Annotated in this window: 14 protein-coding genes, 3 pseudogenes and 1 riboswitch; of the genes and pseudogenes, 9 read left to right on the forward strand and 8 right to left on the reverse strand. The window is 67.5% G+C overall.

Annotated elements, in window-relative coordinates:
- Together tnpA and EFK10_RS23505 are read left to right on the forward strand one after the other, a co-directional pair.
- A partial coding sequence (gene tnpA / locus EFK10_RS23500; protein WP_127357628.1) for an IS200/IS605 family transposase occupies positions 1-249 on the forward strand: 249 nt, incomplete at its 5' end.
- A 1,058-nt stretch (positions 250-1,307) separates the two neighbouring features.
- A riboswitch (cyclic di-AMP (ydaO/yuaA leader) is annotated at positions 1,308-1,475 on the forward strand.
- Between the two features lie 6 nt (positions 1,476-1,481).
- Positions 1,482-1,853, forward strand: a pseudogene (locus EFK10_RS23505) (transglycosylase family protein); the annotation flags it as partial.
- 159 nt (positions 1,854-2,012) lie between these two features.
- Here EFK10_RS23505 and speB read toward each other — a convergent pair.
- The 3 genes from speB to EFK10_RS23520 are packed head-to-tail and all read right to left on the reverse strand — an operon-like array spanning position 2,013 to position 6,750.
- Positions 2,013-3,005, reverse strand: coding sequence for an agmatinase (gene speB / locus EFK10_RS23510; RefSeq protein WP_127357630.1), 993 nt, complete (start codon positions 3,003-3,005; stop codon positions 2,013-2,015).
- A gap of 47 nt (positions 3,006-3,052) precedes the next feature.
- Positions 3,053-5,317, reverse strand: a complete 2,265-nt coding sequence (gene codA / locus EFK10_RS23515) for a cytosine deaminase (protein ID WP_127357631.1) — start codon at positions 5,315-5,317, stop codon at positions 3,053-3,055.
- Positions 5,317-6,750, reverse strand: a complete 1,434-nt coding sequence (locus tag EFK10_RS23520; protein ID WP_127357632.1) for a purine-cytosine permease family protein — start codon at positions 6,748-6,750, stop codon at positions 5,317-5,319. Before EFK10_RS23520 ends, codA begins: the two co-directional genes overlap by 1 nt.
- 699 nt (positions 6,751-7,449) lie before the next feature.
- Here EFK10_RS23520 and EFK10_RS23525 point away from each other — a divergent pair.
- Positions 7,450-8,274, forward strand: coding sequence for an SDR family oxidoreductase (locus EFK10_RS23525; RefSeq protein WP_127357633.1), 825 nt, complete (start codon positions 7,450-7,452; stop codon positions 8,272-8,274).
- Between the two features lie 241 nt (positions 8,275-8,515).
- Positions 8,516-8,743 carry a hypothetical protein gene (locus tag EFK10_RS23530; protein ID WP_127357634.1) on the forward strand — a complete coding sequence of 76 codons (228 nt, stop codon included), beginning with the start codon at positions 8,516-8,518 and terminating at the stop codon, positions 8,741-8,743.
- A gap of 36 nt (positions 8,744-8,779) precedes the next feature.
- Here EFK10_RS23530 and EFK10_RS23535 read toward each other — a convergent pair whose 3' ends face one another.
- The gene (locus EFK10_RS23535; RefSeq protein WP_127357635.1) at positions 8,780-9,781 is read right to left on the reverse strand and encodes an aldo/keto reductase family protein; all 1,002 of its coding nucleotides are present in this window, start codon (positions 9,779-9,781) and stop codon (positions 8,780-8,782) included.
- A gap of 379 nt (positions 9,782-10,160) precedes the next feature.
- Between EFK10_RS23535 and cynS the strand changes: the two genes are divergently transcribed.
- Positions 10,161-10,604 carry a cyanase gene (gene cynS / locus EFK10_RS23545; protein ID WP_127357637.1) on the forward strand — a complete coding sequence of 148 codons (444 nt, stop codon included), beginning with the start codon at positions 10,161-10,163 and terminating at the stop codon, positions 10,602-10,604.
- A 476-nt stretch (positions 10,605-11,080) separates the two neighbouring features.
- Here the strand turns inward: cynS and EFK10_RS23550 are convergent, their stop codons facing one another.
- Complete coding sequence (locus EFK10_RS23550) at positions 11,081-13,408, reverse strand: FdhF/YdeP family oxidoreductase (protein ID WP_127357640.1); 2,328 nt, start codon at positions 13,406-13,408, stop codon at positions 11,081-11,083.
- An 837-nt stretch (positions 13,409-14,245) separates the two neighbouring features.
- Here EFK10_RS23550 and EFK10_RS23560 point away from each other — a divergent pair.
- Positions 14,246-14,578: a putative quinol monooxygenase gene (locus EFK10_RS23560; protein ID WP_127357638.1), complete on the forward strand. Its 333-nt coding sequence runs from the start codon at positions 14,246-14,248 to the stop codon at positions 14,576-14,578.
- Between the two features lie 239 nt (positions 14,579-14,817).
- Here the strand turns inward: EFK10_RS23560 and EFK10_RS50785 are convergent, their stop codons facing one another.
- The 3 genes and pseudogenes from EFK10_RS50785 to EFK10_RS23570 all read right to left on the reverse strand — a co-directional run bounded on the left by EFK10_RS50785 (position 14,818) and on the right by EFK10_RS23570 (position 16,058).
- Positions 14,818-15,093, reverse strand: a complete 276-nt coding sequence (locus EFK10_RS50785; protein ID WP_240677418.1) for a hypothetical protein — start codon at positions 15,091-15,093, stop codon at positions 14,818-14,820.
- Positions 15,089-15,139 (reverse strand): annotated as a pseudogene (locus EFK10_RS53415) (hypothetical protein); the annotation flags it as partial. The pseudogene EFK10_RS53415 and the gene EFK10_RS50785, both read right to left, overlap by 5 nt.
- A gap of 298 nt (positions 15,140-15,437) precedes the next feature.
- Positions 15,438-16,058: a hypothetical protein gene (locus EFK10_RS23570; RefSeq protein WP_127357639.1), complete on the reverse strand. Its 621-nt coding sequence runs from the start codon at positions 16,056-16,058 to the stop codon at positions 15,438-15,440.
- Positions 16,059-16,169: 111 nt separating this feature from the next.
- Here EFK10_RS23570 and EFK10_RS23575 point away from each other — a divergent pair.
- From EFK10_RS23575 to EFK10_RS50790, 3 genes and pseudogenes are all read left to right on the forward strand, one after another.
- Positions 16,170-16,373: pseudogene (locus EFK10_RS23575) on the forward strand (hypothetical protein); the annotation flags it as partial.
- An 11-nt stretch (positions 16,374-16,384) separates the two neighbouring features.
- Positions 16,385-16,996 carry an NAD-dependent epimerase/dehydratase family protein gene (locus tag EFK10_RS23580; protein ID WP_240677419.1) on the forward strand — a complete coding sequence of 204 codons (612 nt, stop codon included), beginning with the start codon at positions 16,385-16,387 and terminating at the stop codon, positions 16,994-16,996.
- Positions 16,972-17,115, forward strand: coding sequence for a hypothetical protein (locus EFK10_RS50790; RefSeq protein ID WP_240677420.1), 144 nt, complete (start codon positions 16,972-16,974; stop codon positions 17,113-17,115). The genes EFK10_RS23580 and EFK10_RS50790 overlap by 25 nt, the downstream gene beginning before the upstream one ends.
- Positions 17,116-17,376: the final 261 nt, after the last annotated feature.

Consider the following 17,376-nt stretch of genomic DNA (forward strand, 5'->3'; position numbering starts at 1 on the left):
GAGTTCAACGGCGAAGGCGATCATGTCCACCTGCTCGTGCACTACCCGCCGAAAATCGCCCTGTCCAAGCTGGTCAACTCCCTCAAAGGCGTCAGCTCCCGATACCTGCGGGCGGAGTACACCGCTCGGATCAACCGGATCGGCGCGGGGGCAGTGTTCTGGTCCCCGTCGTACTTCGCGGGGCCTTGTGGAGGCGCACCGCTGAGCATCGTCAAGGACTACATCGAGAACCAGAAGCGGCCAGCCTGACGTTAAAACGGAGACGCAGAGAGCTCCGGCGCTCCGCGCCTCCGGGCCAGGGATCGCATTCCCGCCCGGCCTGACGGCCGGGATTCCCTGCGAAGATCAAGGGATGGATCCCCGATCGACGTTTCCAACGCCGCCATCAGGTCCACTACGGGCACCGGCTCCGGAGGCTCGGCCAGCTCGCCGCCCGTGGCTTTAACCTGCGCGTTTCGCTTGCGTGTGAGTCCAGATCTTGAGCGGAATCACGAAAGTGCCTTCTGAACTGGGACGATGAAGCGCGCGGGTGCCCGGCCGGCGCAGATGCCGCACCGCCCGCGCCACAGCCTGCGCCCGGTCCGGGAACAACGAAGCCCGCTCCGGGCGGCCGGGGGCCGGATAACGGCGACGGTGCTCCTACGGACATGCTCCCAGGACGACAGGGGCAAGTGAGGGGGGACGCGCGCGGACTGTCACATAGGAACGTCGAAAAGAAAACCGGCACTTGCAACTCTTCGCGACGGTACGCCGCAGATCTCCGACCCCGGCTCCGCTTCGGGTGCCGCCTCGGCCGGGGCGGCCACGTCCCTGCCGGATGTCGCGGAGACCGCGTCTCCGGCCCGGTCCCGCGGGTCGTCTCACACAGCGGGCTCCGTACCTGTAGCGCCACCGGCGCCGCCAAGCCCGCGGCCCTCGCCGACGGCACGGATGTCGTCGAGGCCGGCGAATCGCTCTGCAACATCGCCGCGGACCAGCATGCGGCCGACGGCTGGGGCGCTGCACAAGGAGAATGCTGATGTAATCGGTGACGATCCGCGTGTGATCCGCCCCGGAGAGTCGCTTCAACTCCGCTGACCATGTGACAAGCCTCTCGCGGCCACCGTCGCTCCAGCCGGATTCGACGTCCGATTAGTCCGCTCCGACCTGGGATTATGAGAAATTCCCGGGGTGGAAATGGGAGCCGATATCCGACCTCGGGGTGTTTGTCCCCGCCGGTGGCCTCTGCTTACGGTCGTGATTGCTCGCCACCGTGAGCCCCGCCGGTCAGGAACGCCGAGTCCTGCCGCCGACCGACGGGAACAGTCGACGCGAAAGCGCCGTAGGCAGGAGCGGGGGACCCAAGGTTCTCCGCCGGTGCAGGCCACGTACGTTGTGATCGCACCGGCTTGGGGTGAAGCGATGCGCGACTGCGCCGCCGGGCAACTCACGTCCGAACCCGACAGCTGACCTCGCAGGCGTCGGTGAGGAACTCCTCTTTCATGTCCAAGATCAGCCGCGTCTCCAAGGCCGTCCGTTTCGCTACTCTCGCCGGTATCGTCGGCGCCACCGTCGCAGCTCCGCTGCTCAGCGCCACCTCCGCCTCCGCCGCTTCTGCCTCCACCGCTTCTGCCTCCACCTGGGATCGTGTTGCCCAGTGCGAGTCCAGCAGCAACTGGGCCAACCACGACAGCGGCCACAACGGCCACTACGGCGGCCTGCAGTTCTCCCCGTCCAGCTGGGCCGCGGCCGGTGGCAAGAAGTACGCGCCCCGCGCCGACCACGCCACCAGGAATCAACAGATACAGGTGGCGAACAAGCTGCTCGCCATGCAGGGCCCGAGTGCCTGGCAGTGCGCCCACGCCGGTCCCCTGCACAAGTAATCGCTGCCCGGGCGGCTGGAAGAGGCCGGACGACCTCAACAAGGTCGTACAACTACCACGCCAACGCCATCCGCCCGACGGTCCATTACTGCCGGAAGCCGGAGAACATAAGCCGGTGGCTCCGCTCCCCGTATGCTCCCCCTCCGGAGATCAGTCCGGCACAGAAGAACGCCCGGATGCGGCCATCAGCGACGTAATGTCATAGACCACGGTCGCCGCGGCCAGCGAGGTCACCTCGGCGTGGTCGTAGGCGGGACTCACCTCGACGACATCGGCGGCGACCAGCGACTCACCACTCAGTCCGCGCAGTAGATGCAGCAACTCGCGCGAGGTGAACCCGCCGATCTCGGGGGTCCCGGTGCCAGGTGCGAAGGCCGGGTCGAGTACATCGATGTCGATGGACAGATACACCGGCGCGTCACCGACACGCGCACGAATCCGATCGAGCACGCCGTCGATACCGAGCAGGTCAAGGTCGCCCGCTCGCACCACCTGGAAGCCGAAGTCGGTGTCATCGGCCAGATCCTGCCGGCTGTACAGCGGCCCGCGGGTCCCCACGTGGATGGAGTGGTCGGGGATGAGCAGTCCCTCTTCGAAGGCCCGGCGGAAGACCGTTCCGTGTGTGTTCGAGGCACCGAAGTAGGTGTCCCAGGTGTCGAGGTGGGCGTCGAAGTGGACGAGGGCGACCGGGCCGTGTACGCGGTTCACGGCGCGCAACAGCGGCAGTGCCACCGTGTGGTCACCGCCGACCGTGATCAGCCGGTGCCGGTCGGATATTAGATCGGAAGCGTGTTGGTCGATCTGCTTCAGTGCCTCGTCGATGGAGTAGGGATTGCAGGGCACGTCCCCCGCGTCGACGACCTGCAGCCGTTCGTAGGGCGATACGTCGAGGTCGGGGTGGTATGCGGGCCGCAGGTTGCGGGAGGCCTGGCGCACCGCCGACGGACCGAACCGGGCGCCCGGGCGGAAGGAGGTGCCGCCGTCGAACGGCGCGCCGAGGACGGCGATCGCATAGTCCGAAACCTCGTCGACTCGCGGCAGGCGGGCGAATGTCGAACTGCCGGCAAACCGCGGCACCACGGTGCCCGCGACCGGACCGACGATCCCGGTCGGTACGCCGTCGCTCGCGCTTGCGTCTGTCACCGCTGTCTCACTTTCATTCGCTCGTCGGGCCGGGGGAACCGGGCGCGTCACTCGAGGGTCGGCTGGGGGAAGGACCGCGGCGCCAGGCCGAGGGTGCGGACGTGCCGCGCCACCTCTCCCGCCGTGGCGATCCACACACCCAGTGATTTCATAAGCTCGATGAGCTGTTCGAGCGCCCGCAGCCGGGCAGGCCTGGAGAGAAAGCAATGGTTCGTGACTGCGAAGCAGCCGCCCTCGTCGTACATCGCGCGCAGCTCCAGTGACCACATCTCCAGCACCTTGGCGGGGCTCTCGATGAGTCCGGAGCCGAACACCTCGGGAACGTAGGCGTACTGCTCCCAGTCGTCCAATGCCCAGTGCACCGGGATCTCCACCAGGGAACGCGCGCCGGGGCGGTCGTGCTCCGCCAGGACGTACGGCACGTCGCTGTCCATGAGGCTGCTGTCGTATTCGAAGCCACGGTCAAGGAGCAGGCCCGGGGTGGCGTAGGTGGTTTCCCACATGGGCGCCCGGTAGCCCGCGGGCCGCAGCCCGGTGACCCGCTCCAGCGCCTCCAGCCCGCGGTCCAGCATCGCCGCCTCGTCCGCGGGCGACATGCCGCGCACCGCTTCGTGCAAGTACCCATGATGGGCGATCTCGTGCCCCGCATCGGCAATCCGGTGGACGAGTTCGGGGTAGCGCTCGGCGGTGTAGCCGGGCACGAAGAACGTCGCCTGCAACTCCTGCCGCTCCAGCAGCCGCAGAATCCCGGGCACTCCGGTGAGAGGTCCGTACGCCTGGTGCGACATGACCGAAAGGCGCGTGGCATTGGAGGGGTCGGCGGTGAGCGCGACGGCCTCGGCATCCAGGTCGAACCCGAGAACCGCGGCCGCCGACCGGCCTTCGGGCCAGATCACCGGGTCCGCCGGGCGGGTGGCGTCGGCGTTCCGCGGTTCCGGGGGCCGCGGCTGGGCCTGCACCGAGATGGCCGGCGTGGGCGGAATCCCTGCCGGGAGCGCGACTGCCGCAGGTGTGGCCGTCCGGTCGGCGTCCCGTACGAAGTCGACGAGCCGCGGCTCCTCGCCGGGCCAGTACAGCACGGTGTCGGCCGCCGGGCCCTCGGCCACCACACGGCCGTGGGCGATCACGTAGCGCGGCCGTACCTGGCGGCGCAGCACGTCGATGCCGTCGGCGGCGGGCAGTACCAGGAAGGAGGCCGGCCGGCCGACGGCGAGTCCGTAGCGCTCCCCGAGGCCCAGTACGTCCGCGGCCCGGTCAGTGATCATCCGGTGGCATTCGGTGATCTCCGCAGGGGAGGTGAGCTGGGTGGCCAGCGCCCCCACCAGGGCGACCTGGACGGGGTTGGCGGTCCCCAGCGGAAACCACGGATCCATGATGTCGTCGCTGCCGAACGCCACATTGACACCGGCGGCCAGCATCTCCTTCACCCGGGTGAGGCCCCGGCGCTTGGGGTAAGCGTCGAAGCGGCCCTGCAGATGCAGATTGATCAGGGGGTTGCATATGAGGTGCACACCGGAGCGGAGCAGCAGCCGTTGCAGCTTGTAGGCGTAGGCGGCGTTGTAGGAGCCCATGGCGGTGGTGTGGCTGGCGGTGACGCGCTCACGCAGGCCGGTGCGCAGAGCTTGGGTGGCCAGCACCTCCACGAAGCGTGACTGCTCATCATCGATCTCGTCGCAGTGGACGTCTACGCGCAGGCCGTGCTCGGCGGCCAGGCGGACGGCGATCTCCACCGAGCGCACGCCGTCTTCACGGGTGTCCTCGTAGTGCGGGATGGCCCCCACCACGTCCGCGCCGAGCCGCACGGCCTCGGCCAGCAGCCTCTCCCCGTCGGGGAAGGAGCAGATGCCCTCTTGGGGGAAGGCGACGATCTGGAGGTCGATCACGTCGCGGACCATCTCGCGGATCTCGACCAGTGCCCGCAGCGCCACCATCGACGCATCGGTGACATCCACGTGGCTGCGCACATGCAGGACGCCGTTGGCGACATACCACCGCAGCACCTGCAGCACCCGGCCGACCACATCGTCGCGGGTGAGCATCGGCTTGCGCTCGGTCCAGCACGCGATGCCCTCCCACAGGGTGCCGCTCTCATTCCACCGCGGCTCCCCGGCCGTCAGCACCGCGTCGAGGTGGACGTGGGGTTCGACATAGGGCGGGGTGAGCAGACCTCCCCCGGCGTCCAGCACCCTTGCCCCTTGCGGCGCCTGGTTCTGGCCGGCCGTGCCGATGGCGGCGATCCGGCCCCCGGTCACCACGAGATCGATCAGATCCGGCCGCCCAGGCAGCCGGCCATTGCGTATGAGCAGATCCATCAGACGGCTTCCGATACGGGGAGTACTTTCGCCGACCGCCCGCCGGCAACGTAATAGACAATGCCGGCGGCGACCGCTCCCGCCAGCCAGGACAAGTCCACCCCGCCCAGTGCCCGTGCCCCCGGACCCTGGAGCACCGCCGGCACACCGTAGGAGAACACCCACGTCGCGATCAGACCCGCTGCGAAGGCGAGCACCGCGGGCCAGCGCACGTCGCCGATGCGGCTGCGTCCTGGCGGCTCGAACAGCGCGTCCACGTCGATGCGGCCTCGGGCGAAGACCCAGTAGTGGATGAGCATCACCGCCGCCCAGGGCGCCACCCAGGTGACCATGCCCGCCAGCCACGCGTCCAGCGTGTTCGCGAAATCCTGCTGGAAGATCAGGAACACGGTGAAGAGCGTGGCCAGCACACCCACCCCGTAGGTGAGCCTACGGCGGTCGATCTTCCAGTCCAGGGTCTGCGCACACAGACCACAGGAGTACATGTTGAGGATGTTCGTCGCCACCGGCCCGTGCAACACCAGCAGGATCAGCGGCACCGCCAGCGCGCCAAAGGCGCCGACCACCAGCTCGCCGGGGTCGGTCTTCTGGCTCACCGTGGCCAGCGTCGCACCCAGCACACCGAGCCACACAACCGGAATGAACTGACCCAGGACCGAGGCCCAGAACAGCTTCCTCCCCGATGTCGCACGCGGGACGAAGCGGGAGTAGTCGGAGGCGTAGGCGAACCAGGTGACGCCCCAGCCGACACCGATCGCCGTCATCACGGTACTCATCGCCGACAGTCGTGCGGTGCCCGTGAGATGCGCTCCCGCCCAGTTCCAGTGCACGCCGGTCCGGGTCCAGGCGATCACGGACATGGCCAGGACCACGACCAAGGTGACCGGCACCGTCCACCGCTCGAAGGCGGCGATCATCCGGAAACCGAACGCCGCGATGAAAACCTGCGCCGCCATCACCACCAACGCAACAACGATCTTCAGACCGGTACCGCCCGAGAAGCCGAGCTTGGCAGAGAGGGCGACCACCAGATCGAGGATGATCCACGTGTTGATCGCACACCACCCAATGGCGATCAGACCCTGGATCGCCGCCGGTAGATAAGCCCCCCGCCGACCGAACGCCGCCCGGGAAAGCACCATCTGGCTCACGCCCGTGCGCTGCCCCATCAGCACGAAGAACCCGAAGACGGCCATGCCGATGAGATTGCCCACGACGAGGACGAGAACGGTGTCCGCGAGACTCAGTCCCAGGCCGATACCGAGGGCGCCGAGCACCCAGTTGATCGGTGCCAGATTGGCGCCCGCCCAGATCCAGAACTGGTGGGCGACCGTCGAGGTCCGCGCATCTTCCGGTATAGGAAGCAGCTGGTGCTCGACAGCCTCTGGAGAGACGACCGCTTGCGCAGCGGCCGCCCCGGCTGATGTGTCCATGTTTCCTCGGCTTGCTCCGGTGCTTGGTAACCAAACACGCGGTGGACGGTGTCACTTTTGACCCTGTTGCGGCGATGGGCGATTTGGTCACCAAGACGCCGGGAGGCAGCACGATCCGTGGAGTCCCCCCTCCTGCAGGGCAGAATTCGACCGACAGCAAGGGACTTTGGAGTCACTCGTCCACGAGAGCCCTGCCGTCGGTCACGTTGAATTCCTGTCGCGCGACAGAAATTACCCACCGCATGTTTCCTCCGTATTACGCAGCGGTCGCGCAGAGGTTAGACGGTCCTCGGCGGACCAGGAGCAGGGCTCCGCAGCTTACGCGGAGTGTCCGTTTTGATCACGTGATGCCCAGGTTTGTGAGCGGGCGGGGTGATGTCGCGGGCGTGCCGGCGGAGGCCCGCGGCGATGTTGGCGCGGCCGGTGCGCAGCGCAGTGGCCACCGCCTTGGTCGTCTGGCCGGCCTCGAACCAGTCCAACGCCTCGACGCAATCCGCCGCGCCTTCACCGGCAATCCCTGGACGCCACCCATCGCCCCGGCCAGTTGACCTGCGAGCATCACGCAGCGCCATATCAAGGCCACCATTCGTGCATCGATACGCTGGAAGGCGTAGAAGCCTCTCAGTACGGGACCGAGACCAAAAGAAGCACCCCGCCATCACGACGAAACAGGCGATAGGTTTTCATGAGGAGCACGACATGACACGGAAGATCTGGTTCATCACCGGTGCCTCACGGGGCTTCGGGCGGGAGTGGGCAATCGCGGCGCTGGAACGCGGCGACTCGGTGGCCGCGACGGCGCGTGATCTGTCCACGTTGGACGATCTTGTCGCGACCTACGGAGAGCGGTTCCTGCCCCTGCAACTCGACGTCACGGACCGCGACGCCGATTTCGCCGCCGTGCGGCAGGCGCACGAGCGGTTCGGGCGCCTCGACGTGGTGGTCAACAATGCCGGCTACGGCCACTTCGGGATGGTTGAGGAGCTCACTGAGGCGGAGGCCCGCGCGCAGCTGGAGACCAACCTGTTCGGGGCGCTGTGGGTCACTCAGGCGGCACTGCCGTTCCTGCGCGAGCAGGGCAGCGGCCACATCCTGCAGGTCTCCTCGATCGGCGGGATCAGCGCGTTCCCGCTGGTCGGCATTTACCACGCGTCGAAGTGGGCGCTCGAAGGGATCAGCCAGTCGCTGGCCCAGGAAGTGGCGCCGTTCGGCATCAAGGTCACGCTGATCGAGCCCGGCGGGTTCGCCACCGACTGGGCCGGCTCCTCGTCGAGCACGTCCGGGCAGTTGCCGGCGTACGCCGAGTACCACGAGCAGGTGCAGGAGCAGCGCCGCAAGCGCGTCGGCACCCCGGGTGACCCGCGCGCATCCGCCGCAGCCGTGCTGGAACTCGTGGATGCCGATGAGCCACCGCTGCGATGCTTCTTCGGTACGGCGCCGCTGGGTATCGCGAAGGCCGACTACGAGCAGCGTCTGACGACGTGGGAGAAGTGGCAGCCGGTAGCGGAGCTGGCACAGGGCTGAGCGGTGAGAGGCCGTGTGTTCGGAGATTCACTGCCAGTCCTCATGAGGCACCTCGCATGTCTGGAGTCCCACCAGTAGCTCTCACGCTCCACCGACGCGGCGAGTGCGCATCGAGCGCGGTTTCTTAGTTTCCACGGTGCCCCGCCCTCACGTTGAGGGCGGGGCACCGTGCCGTTGCCTGGGCCTTCCGGCTGTATCGCGTGCTGGGCCTGGGGCGCTGGACGCGCGCCAGGCGTGACCTGTGCTCGCCTGCCGCGTTGACCCGGGCATGGACGCCCCCGCCGAGGATCCGCATGCCCCCCTGCCCTATCCGCACGTCGTCGTCGTGGAGCTGCGCGGGCCGACGGAGGAGGTCACCACGGTGCAGGCCTGGATCGCGGACCGGGCCCTGTACTCGGACACGACGACCGTCGGCGTGTTCGGCGACAGGGTCACCTGCCACATGAACGTCGTCGTCGGCGAGGAGTAGACGGCTACCCGAGCCACTCCTGTCGCCAACCCCGGTTCAGGGACGCTGCGCCGGTACGTTCTGGTGCACGAGATGCGGATCCGTCACCGCCACCGGCAGCACGATCTCGTCGATGCGCGCCATGAGCTCCGCGTCCAGCGTCACACCGGCCGCCTTGGCGTTCTCCGCTACCTGCTCCGGCCGCGAGGCACCGACGATCGCGGCTGACACGTTGCTGTTCTGCAGCACCCAGGCGACCGCCAGCTGGGCGAGAGTCAGGCCGGCCTCGTCGGCCAGCGGCTTCAGCCGCTGTACCGTTTCGAGCACCTCGTCGCGCATGAAGCGGCTGATCATCGCCGAGCCCTTGTCGTCCGTCGCCCGCGACCCGGCCGGGGGCTGCTGCCCGGGCTGGTACTTGCCGGTCAGCACGCCTTGGGCGATCGGCGACCACACGATCTGCCCAATGCCGAGCTCCTCGCAGGTCGGCACGACCTCACCCTCGATCACCCGCCACAGCATCGAGTACTGGGGCTGGCTCGACACCAGCGGCACCCGCAGCTCCCGCGCGAGAGCGTGCGCCCGCCGTATCTGATCGGCCGTCCACTCGGAGACGCCGATGTACAGGGCCTTGCCGGAGTGGACCACGTCGGCGAACGCCTCCATGGTCTCCTCCAGCGGGGTAAACCGGTCGAACCGGTGTGCCTGGTAGAGGTCTACGTACGATGTCTCCAGCCTGCGCAGGGAGTTGTCGATCGACTCCATGATGTGCTTGCGCGACAGCCCACGGTCGTTCTTCCCGGGACCGGTGGGCCAGTACACCTTGGTGAAGATCTCGATCCCCTCGCGGCGCTCCCCCTTCAGCGCCTGCCCGAGCACCGCCTCAGCGCGTGTCTCGGCATAGACGTCAGCGGTGTCGAACGTCGTGATGCCCGCGTCGAGAGCGGCTCGGACACAGGCGACGGCGGCCTCCTCCTCGACCTGGGAACCGTGGGTCAGCCAGTTGCCGTATGCGATTTCGCTGATGAGCATGCCACTGCTGCCGAGGTGCCGGTATTCCATCGTTGAACCTCTCAATGCATTAGGTGTGTCTCCATGATCTCCTCTGGGCGGGTCGGCGCTGCGACCGGGTCGGGGAAGGTCGTGAGCGCCATGCCCACATTAGATCAATTGTTCGATTTCTTCCTCGTCCGCTGCGCGAGTACGAGGCGTTCTACCAACGAGCACGGGCCTCACCGCACCCTCGCCGGCGAGCGCCCCTGCGCCCACTGCCCGAACCGAGCGCCGGACCCGGCCGGCTCACCCGCCTCGACGTCTAATGTCACGACCGCCTCGGCGGCATCCTCCATGAGTACCAACATGCCGCATGACCAGCGCGGACGTGGTTCTCGGCACCTACACTGCCTTCGCCACCGGTCTTCCACACTGAGGAGAGCCCACCATGCTCACCAAACAGCAAGCAGCCGAAGCCGTCCGCAGCGCCAAAGCGGTGCTGGGCGTGACCTGGGCCCAACTCGCCGAGGCCGTCGGCCGACCGGTTGCGTGGACGACAGCGGCACTGCTCGGTCAGCATCCGATGAGCGCGGAACAGGCCCGGGCCGCCGGGTCGCTCCTGGACCTCGGCGAGGAAGCCGTCCAGGCCTTCCAACTGCAGCCCACCCGCGGAGCGCTCGACACCCCCGTCCCCGTCGATCCGACCATCTACCGCCTCTACGAAGTGATCCAGGTCTACGGCCCGACCATCAAGGAACTGATCCACGAGGAGTGCGGCGACGGCATCATGAGCGCCATCAATTTCCGCCTCGACGTGAAGCGGGTCCCTGACCCGGCCGGGGACCGTGTCGTCATCACTCTGGACGGAAAGTACCTGCCCTACCAGTGGTGACCCGGTCGTGAGTGGGTGCTGAGCCACCCGGCCGCTGACCAGCGCGCCACCGAGACGAGGAGCCGGCCACGCTGCCCTGGTCGCGGCCATCGACGCAACAGCCGTCGACAGTCAGCATGCCATGCTGCTCGATCCGCCATGACGAGCGCGTGCGTCACCTGAATACCGGGGTTCCCGTGCTCACGGAACCCACCAACCGACCGACACGCAGACCCGCCGGCATTTCCGCCACGCCTGGAAGGGAACGCCTGACCCGCCCCTTACCGAACAGGCGCTGCCGACCGAGATTTCCGGCAGACTCGGGCGGATCACGCCTTGCCATAAATGTCTGCGAGGATGCCGGCCGGCCATGACTTAGCAGGGTGGGGATCCGGTTCTGGTAGCTGTTCGCGCCCGGCTACAGCATGAGTTCGTCTCCAACCTCGACCGCCCAGGGTGACAACGCCCCCCCAGGATCATCGGCGGCGACGCTGTCCTCAGCTCGTCTCATCGGTCCGCGGCGAGGGGACGACCTCCACTTTGAGGTGTTTCATGAGTGGTTGGTCGCTCTGCGGGCTGTAATCGCTCGCGGCGCACAGGACGTTCATCTCCGGCATGTAGCCGGCGGCTGAGCCCGGCGGGATGTCGTAGGCGATGGCCCGGTAGCCGCGGACGGAGCGTTGGCTGCCGTCCTTGGCTGTGCTGGTGATGTCCACCAGGTCGAGTTCCTTGATGCCGCGGGCGCGCATGTCGGCGGTGTTCATGAACACCAGGGTGCGCAGGTTCTTCACGCCGCGGTAGCGGTCGTCGCTGGAGTAGATGGTGGTGTTCCACTGGTCGTGGGAGCGCACGGTCGCCAGCGCGAGCGTCCCGGGGGCGGGTACGACGTCGGTGAGGGGTGCGGAGGAGAACTCGGCCCGGCCGGTGGGGGTGAGGAAGACGAGTTCGCGTGCGGGCTGGCGGATGCGGAAGCCGAGCGGGAGGCGGACGCGCCGGTTGAAGTCCTCGAATCCGTCCAGGGCACTGGCCATGGTGTCGCGGATGCGATCGTAGTCCTCGACGTACTTCTCCCACGGTGTGTCGCTGTCCGGCAGGGTGGCGTGGGCGATACCGGCGATGATGGCGGGCTCGGAGAACAGCTGCGGTGAGGCGGGGCGTTTCATCCCCACCGACAGGTGCACCATGCTCATCGAGTCCTCCACGGAGGTGGACTGGAGGCCGGCCCGCTGCTGGTCCTTCTCGGTGCGGCCGAGGCAGGGCAGGATCAGAGCCTTCTTGCCGTGCACCAGGTGGCTGCGGTTGAGCTTGGTGCTGACGTGGGCGGTCAGCTCGCAGTGGCGCAGCCCTTCGAAGGTGTAGGGGGTGTCCGGGGCGGCCATGGCGAAGTTGCCGCCCATGCCGATGAAGACCTTCACCTTGCCCTGGTGCATGGCTTCGATGGTGCGCACGGTGTCCAGGCCTTCTTCACGGGGCGGGTCGATGCCGCACGCTTCGGCGAGCCGGTTGAGGAACTCCTCGGTGGGGCGGTGGTCGATTCCGCAGGTGCGATTGCCCTGGACGTTGCTGTGGCCGCGGATGGGGCAAGGCCCCGCGCCCTCACGGCCCAGGTTGCCGCGCAGCAGCAGTACATTGACGATCTCCCGCACCGTGTCGACGCCGTGCTCGTGCTGGGAGATACCCAGGCACCAGCTGAAGATGGTGCGGTCGGACTCGGAGTACACCTGGGCGGCCTTGAGGATCTGCGCGCGGGTCAGCCCCGACTGGTGCTCCAGTTCCTCCCACGGCGTGGCCTCACAGGCCTTCTGGTACTCCTCGAAGCCCGAGGTGTGGCGCTGGATGAACTCGTGGTCGACCGCCTTGGGATCGTGGGCGGCCTGTTCCAGCAGCGCCTTGGCCATGCCGCGCAGCAGTGCCATGTCGCCGCCGATGCGGGGCTGGAGGTTGAGCGTGCTGGTCCGCGTGGAGTGGAACAGCGCCATGTCGGTGAAGTCGTGCGGGACGATCGTCCGGGTGGCGGCGGCCTCGACGAGCGGGTTGACGTGCACGATCTGCGCGCCTCGGCTGTGGGCCTCGGCGAGTGCGGTGAGCATCCGCGGGGCGTTGGAGGCGGCGTTGACGCCCATGATGAACAGTGCGTCGGCGCTCTCCCAGTCCTTCAGGTCGACGGTGCCCTTGCCGGTTCCCAGCGATGCGGTCAGGGCCCGGCCGCTCGCCTCGTGGCACATGTTGGAGCAGTCCGGCAGGTTGTTGGTGCCGAATTCCCGGGCCATCAGCTGGTAGAGGAATGTCGGCTCGTTCCCCAGCCGGCCGGAGGTGTAGAAGGACGCTTCGTGGGGGCTCTGGAGACCGCGCAGGGTTTCCCCGATCAAGTCGAAGGCTGCCTGCCATCCGATCGGTATGTAGCGGTCGCTGTCTGGGTCGTACACCATCGGTTCGGTCAGCCGGCCCTGGTCCTCCAGGGCGAAGTCGCTCCACTCCATCAGCTCACTCACGCTGTGCGCGGCGAAGAACTCCCGGCCGACGCGCTTGCGGGTCATCTCCCACGTGACGTGCTTGATCCCGTTCTCACAGATATCCAGGTGCAGACCCTTGGTGTCATCGGGCCATGCGCATCCGGGGCAGTCAAAACCGCGCCCCTCATGATTCATCCGGAAGATCGCACGAGGACCGTCGATCAATTCCCCCTCACGCGCCAGCACCCGGCTGACGCTCTTGGCAGCTCCCCAGCCAGCGGCCGGATGGTGGTAGGGCCGGTGTTCCGGTTTGTGTCCGTTCTCGGGGCCCAGTCCTACCGCCGGCATGCCCACCGGCGGTTTACCTTGCATGGCCTTCTGCCGCAGGGGGGTCTCCGGCTCCTCAGGCTTGCGATCGGAAACGCTCACCTCATCACCTTCCGAACATCCGACTAGAGGTCCGCAGGCCTAGCGTAGAACAAATCACCCTAATTATATCTAAAAATGTACATAAGTCCCATTCTCGCCCTGCCCTTGCCGAAAACCTCATCCGCCCTGGTGGTAGCGGGTATGTGTTCGCGGCTTTCGAGCACGCCAACCGACAGATATCGATGCCGGGTGCCACCGCGCATCCGACCGCGCCCTGGGTGGCACAGGCGCCGAGGTCGTACACAGCGGCGTCCGGATGCCGAGAATGAACTCGACCGTGGAACGGTGGGTGCAGACCTGCCGCCATGAGCTCCTGACCGGACCTTGATCTGGAACCAGCGGCACCTGCTGCACGCCCTGCGCGAGTCCGAACAGTTCTCCAACTCTCACCGGCCGCATCAGGGCACAACGCCCGCCCGCTGCACCCGTTGACCCGTCACGCTTGCGCCGGGTCGCCCCGGGGTCGCGTGCACGGCGGGCCGGGTCGCCCTGACCGAGGAGCGGCTCGCCGCCGTCGATCCAGCACACGGCACGGTCTCCTGCCCACGTGCACCAGGTGCCTCGGTCGACTCCGTTCGCGTCACCGTGACAGTTCCACGAACGGCTCCGCCTATCAATCGTTTCCGGACCTCCCCGCTGACCTTGGACTTCGGGGTTCGGAAACAGGTTCTTGACACGGCGGTTCTTACCGGCACCCCTGGTCCCCGGCGGCGCTGTCGTTCGATAGATAGACTGGGTTTCACGCCGGTCAGGCAACTCCCTGCCCATCGGAGGAGATCCATGATCGTCATCACGGCGAAGTTCCGGGTACTGCCGGAGTACGCGGACCAGTGGCCGCAAATTTCTCTCGACTTCACGCAGGCGACCCGCGCCGAGCCCGGGTGCAAGTGGTACGACTGGTCGCGCAGCCTAGACGACCCCACGGAGTACGTGCTGGTCGAGGCGTTCCGCGACGAGGATGCGGGGGTCGCCCACGTGCAGTCCGAGCACTTCAAGACGGCCCAGCAGACGCTGCCGCCGTACCTCGCGGAGACGCCCAAGATCATCAACACCACCGTGCCCCAGGACGACTGGTCGCTGCTGGGCGAGCTGGCTGTGCCACCGCGGGACTGATCCGCGTCGCATCGCGTGCCGGGTCCAGCCGCTGCTCACCGGACTGCGGCGGCGCGCCGACGACCAGGCCCAGCACACTGGCGCCGAAGCCGAGCACGCTCGCCATGTCTCCGGGGTTGAGCCCATCCGTGCGCGTGGCCTGCACCGTCCAGACCATGCCCGCCGCGCCGCCGACACGCCGACCACTGCGGCCGGCCACCACCGCTTGCGCCTCGCCGCCCCCGTACGCACGAGGAGCATCATGCCCGCACACGTCCCAGCGCCGCCTCGTTCGCAGCGGTGTCGGCCATCGCGAGCGTGGTGCCGTCGATCGCCATCACCCGCGGCCTCCTCCAGAACGCCCCCGGCGCCCGCCCATCCGCCGCCGCACCGGCGTGCACCAGCAGTTCCAGGAACAGCTCCGCACCCAGTTTCCGTCGGGCACGAAAGACCGCGGCCTTGTCCGGAACCCGCCACGAACCCCAGCCGTCCTCGTGCCCGGGCCGGCTCCTCGAGCAGACGTAACACCTCGCCATAGGGCTCAGGGCAGAACAACGCCCTGGCCAGCACGAAGTACACCATCAGCCGCGGCGGCAACAGCCGCTGCCGCACCTCACGGCGGCGGTTACCCCCGGGCGCTACCGTGATCGCGGGTCGGTAGATGCGCGCTCCCCCGTCCGTTTCTGCCAGCCCGCCCGCCGGATGCGATCAGTACACGTCGGCTGCGCAAGGAGGTCGCTCCTGCACGGCCACCGCTCGGTTGCCTTGTATTCGCGGCGGGACGGGCCGCGGGCTCGCCGTCGGCGCCTTTGGTGTGCGGGTGTCGCAGGGTATGACGACTGCGGCGACCCCAGACTGCACAGGACGCGGCGTGGCGTACTTATGCCTGAGCGGGCACGGGAGCAGGTGTCTCGGGTGCGGACCGGGAAGTGGTTGCGGAGTAGAAGACGGAGCCGCCCTGCTTGGTGCGTTCGGCCTGTGCCCGGGACACGAGGTTTTCCAGGGCGTTGCGCACCAGAGTGGGGCTCAAAGTCCGGTCGGGGTGGGTCCTTTGCAGCGTCGAGGTGATTTCGGCGACCGAACGGGGTTCTGTCTGCTCGGTGAGGTGGTCGCTGGCCAGTTTGCGCAGAGTGGGCTGGCCACTACTTGTGGACCTGGCCACGGCTCGTGGCGTAGTCGGCGCCGGAGCCTTCTTCTTGGTGTCCGCCTGCTTCCGCGTCTTCCTGGGCTGTCGTGCTGCGGGGATGGTCGCCGGCTCGACGCGAGTAGCGCCTGATGGTGTGTCACTGGGCACGCCAGCTTCGGCATTGCCGTCAGTGATGGTCGGTGGGGCCGACGGGGGTGCGCCGAGGGCTTGTTGCATGCTCAGCAGCAATTCGTGGTCTACCTGCAGGGCGGAGAGTTCGGCCTGTAGCAGGGCGATCTGCGAGGTGACCCGTTCCTGCTCGGTTTCGTTGGTGGCCAGGTCGGCTGCCAGTCGTTCGGCGTACTGACCCTTCAAGCCAGAGCTGTCTTGAGGCATGACGTCTCGCTCTCATTGTTGGTTGGGCGGATGTTACCTCCTTGGGCAGATTTACGACGATGTTCGCAGTAGCGAGAGGGGTTCTTGAGCGGCAAGCTCCGCCGCTGCACCGAACGACGCCAGGACCGCATCGAGTTCTACATCGCTCTGGCCAGCACCATCATCACCATCCGCAGCCTCATCCGACGCGCCTGGACCCTCCACCGATGGGACACCCGCCCCCGAAGCCCACGCCTGCGATGGACGCCCGTCCCTGAGGGAAATCCGGGAGCTCCCCAAGCCTCCTGTCGGTAGGGTCGACGACTATGCGGATTCTTGTTCTCGGCGGCACCTCCTTCGTGGGCCGTGCCATCGTCGAGGACGCCGTGCGCAACGGCGCCGAAGTGACCTTGTTCGGCAGGGGAAAGACCGGGACGGACCTGTTCCCCGAGCTGGCCCACCTCATCGGCGACCGCGACACGGGTGACTACACGGCGCTGCGCAACGGCAACTGGGACGCGGTCGTGGATGTCAGCGGCTACCTTCCGCGCCATGTCGGGCAGGCAATGGACGCACTGGGGGACCGGGTCGGACGCTATCTGTTCATCTCCAGCCATGCGGTGTACCTGCAGGAAGGGGTGGGGCCGGGCTCGGACGAGGACACTCCGCGGCGCCCGCCCGTGCGGACGGTCCAGCAGGTCGAGGAACTGGACAACGAAACCTACGGCCCCAGCAAGACGGCTTGCGAGGACGACGTCATGGCCCGGTACGGCGCGCGTGCCACGATTGTGCGTCCCGGAAAGGTGGCCGGCCCGCACGACCCCTCGGACATGTTCACGTACTGGGTGCGTCGGGCCGCACGAGGCGGACGGGTCGCCTTGCCCGCCGACCCCGAGCAACCGGTGCAGACGGCATGCCCGCGACGCCGCTGGTGGTGACGGCGGCCGACGTCCTGACCTGGGACCGCCAACGCGGCGAGCCGCCACTGCAGCATGGCTTCTCTCCCGATGAGGAACAGGCCCTGCTGACACAGCAGGCCCGCGACACCTCCGGTTGACCGGCGCGAGCCTCAAGGAGCTCACCAACCACCTACTGGCGGACTCTCTTGCCGGTGTTCACTGTGCCGCTGGGAGGCGAGTTCGCGATCCTCGTGCACTACAACAGCGGCGAAGGATGCACGAGCACGGACTTTTACGGGCCCGTTTGTCATCCTCACTTTCCCCAGGGCGATTGCAAAGTCTGATGATCTTGTGACGTTGCAGGTCGGTGGGGTGTGACCGGTACGACGAAGCTCCGTTGAGGTGAGAGAGGTCTCAAG

Source organism: Streptomyces soli, assembly GCF_003999195.1.
GTDB lineage: Bacteria > Actinomycetota > Actinomycetes > Streptomycetales > Streptomycetaceae > Actinacidiphila > Actinacidiphila soli.

Excerpts from the sequence above, each read along its gene's own strand:
- codA (WP_127357631.1), bottom strand. The coding sequence starts at position 5,317 with ATGGATCTGCTCATACGCAATGGCCGGCTGCCTGGGCGGCCGGATCTG.
- cynS (WP_127357637.1), top strand. The coding sequence starts at position 10,161 with ATGCTCACCAAACAGCAAGCAGCCGAAGCCGTCCGCAGCGCCAAAGCG.
- EFK10_RS23580 (WP_240677419.1), top strand. The coding sequence starts at position 16,385 with ATGCGGATTCTTGTTCTCGGCGGCACCTCCTTCGTGGGCCGTGCCATC.
- EFK10_RS23560 (WP_127357638.1), top strand. The coding sequence starts at position 14,246 with ATGATCGTCATCACGGCGAAGTTCCGGGTACTGCCGGAGTACGCGGAC.
- EFK10_RS23525 (WP_127357633.1), top strand. The coding sequence starts at position 7,450 with ATGACACGGAAGATCTGGTTCATCACCGGTGCCTCACGGGGCTTCGGG.
- EFK10_RS50790 (WP_240677420.1), top strand. The coding sequence starts at position 16,972 with ATGCCCGCGACGCCGCTGGTGGTGACGGCGGCCGACGTCCTGACCTGG.
- EFK10_RS23550 (WP_127357640.1), bottom strand. The coding sequence starts at position 13,408 with ATGCAAGGTAAACCGCCGGTGGGCATGCCGGCGGTAGGACTGGGCCCC.
- EFK10_RS23535 (WP_127357635.1), bottom strand. The coding sequence starts at position 9,781 with ATGGAATACCGGCACCTCGGCAGCAGTGGCATGCTCATCAGCGAAATC.
- EFK10_RS50785 (WP_240677418.1), bottom strand. The coding sequence starts at position 15,093 with ATGGCGAGGTGTTACGTCTGCTCGAGGAGCCGGCCCGGGCACGAGGAC.
- EFK10_RS23520 (WP_127357632.1), bottom strand. The coding sequence starts at position 6,750 with ATGGACACATCAGCCGGGGCGGCCGCTGCGCAAGCGGTCGTCTCTCCA.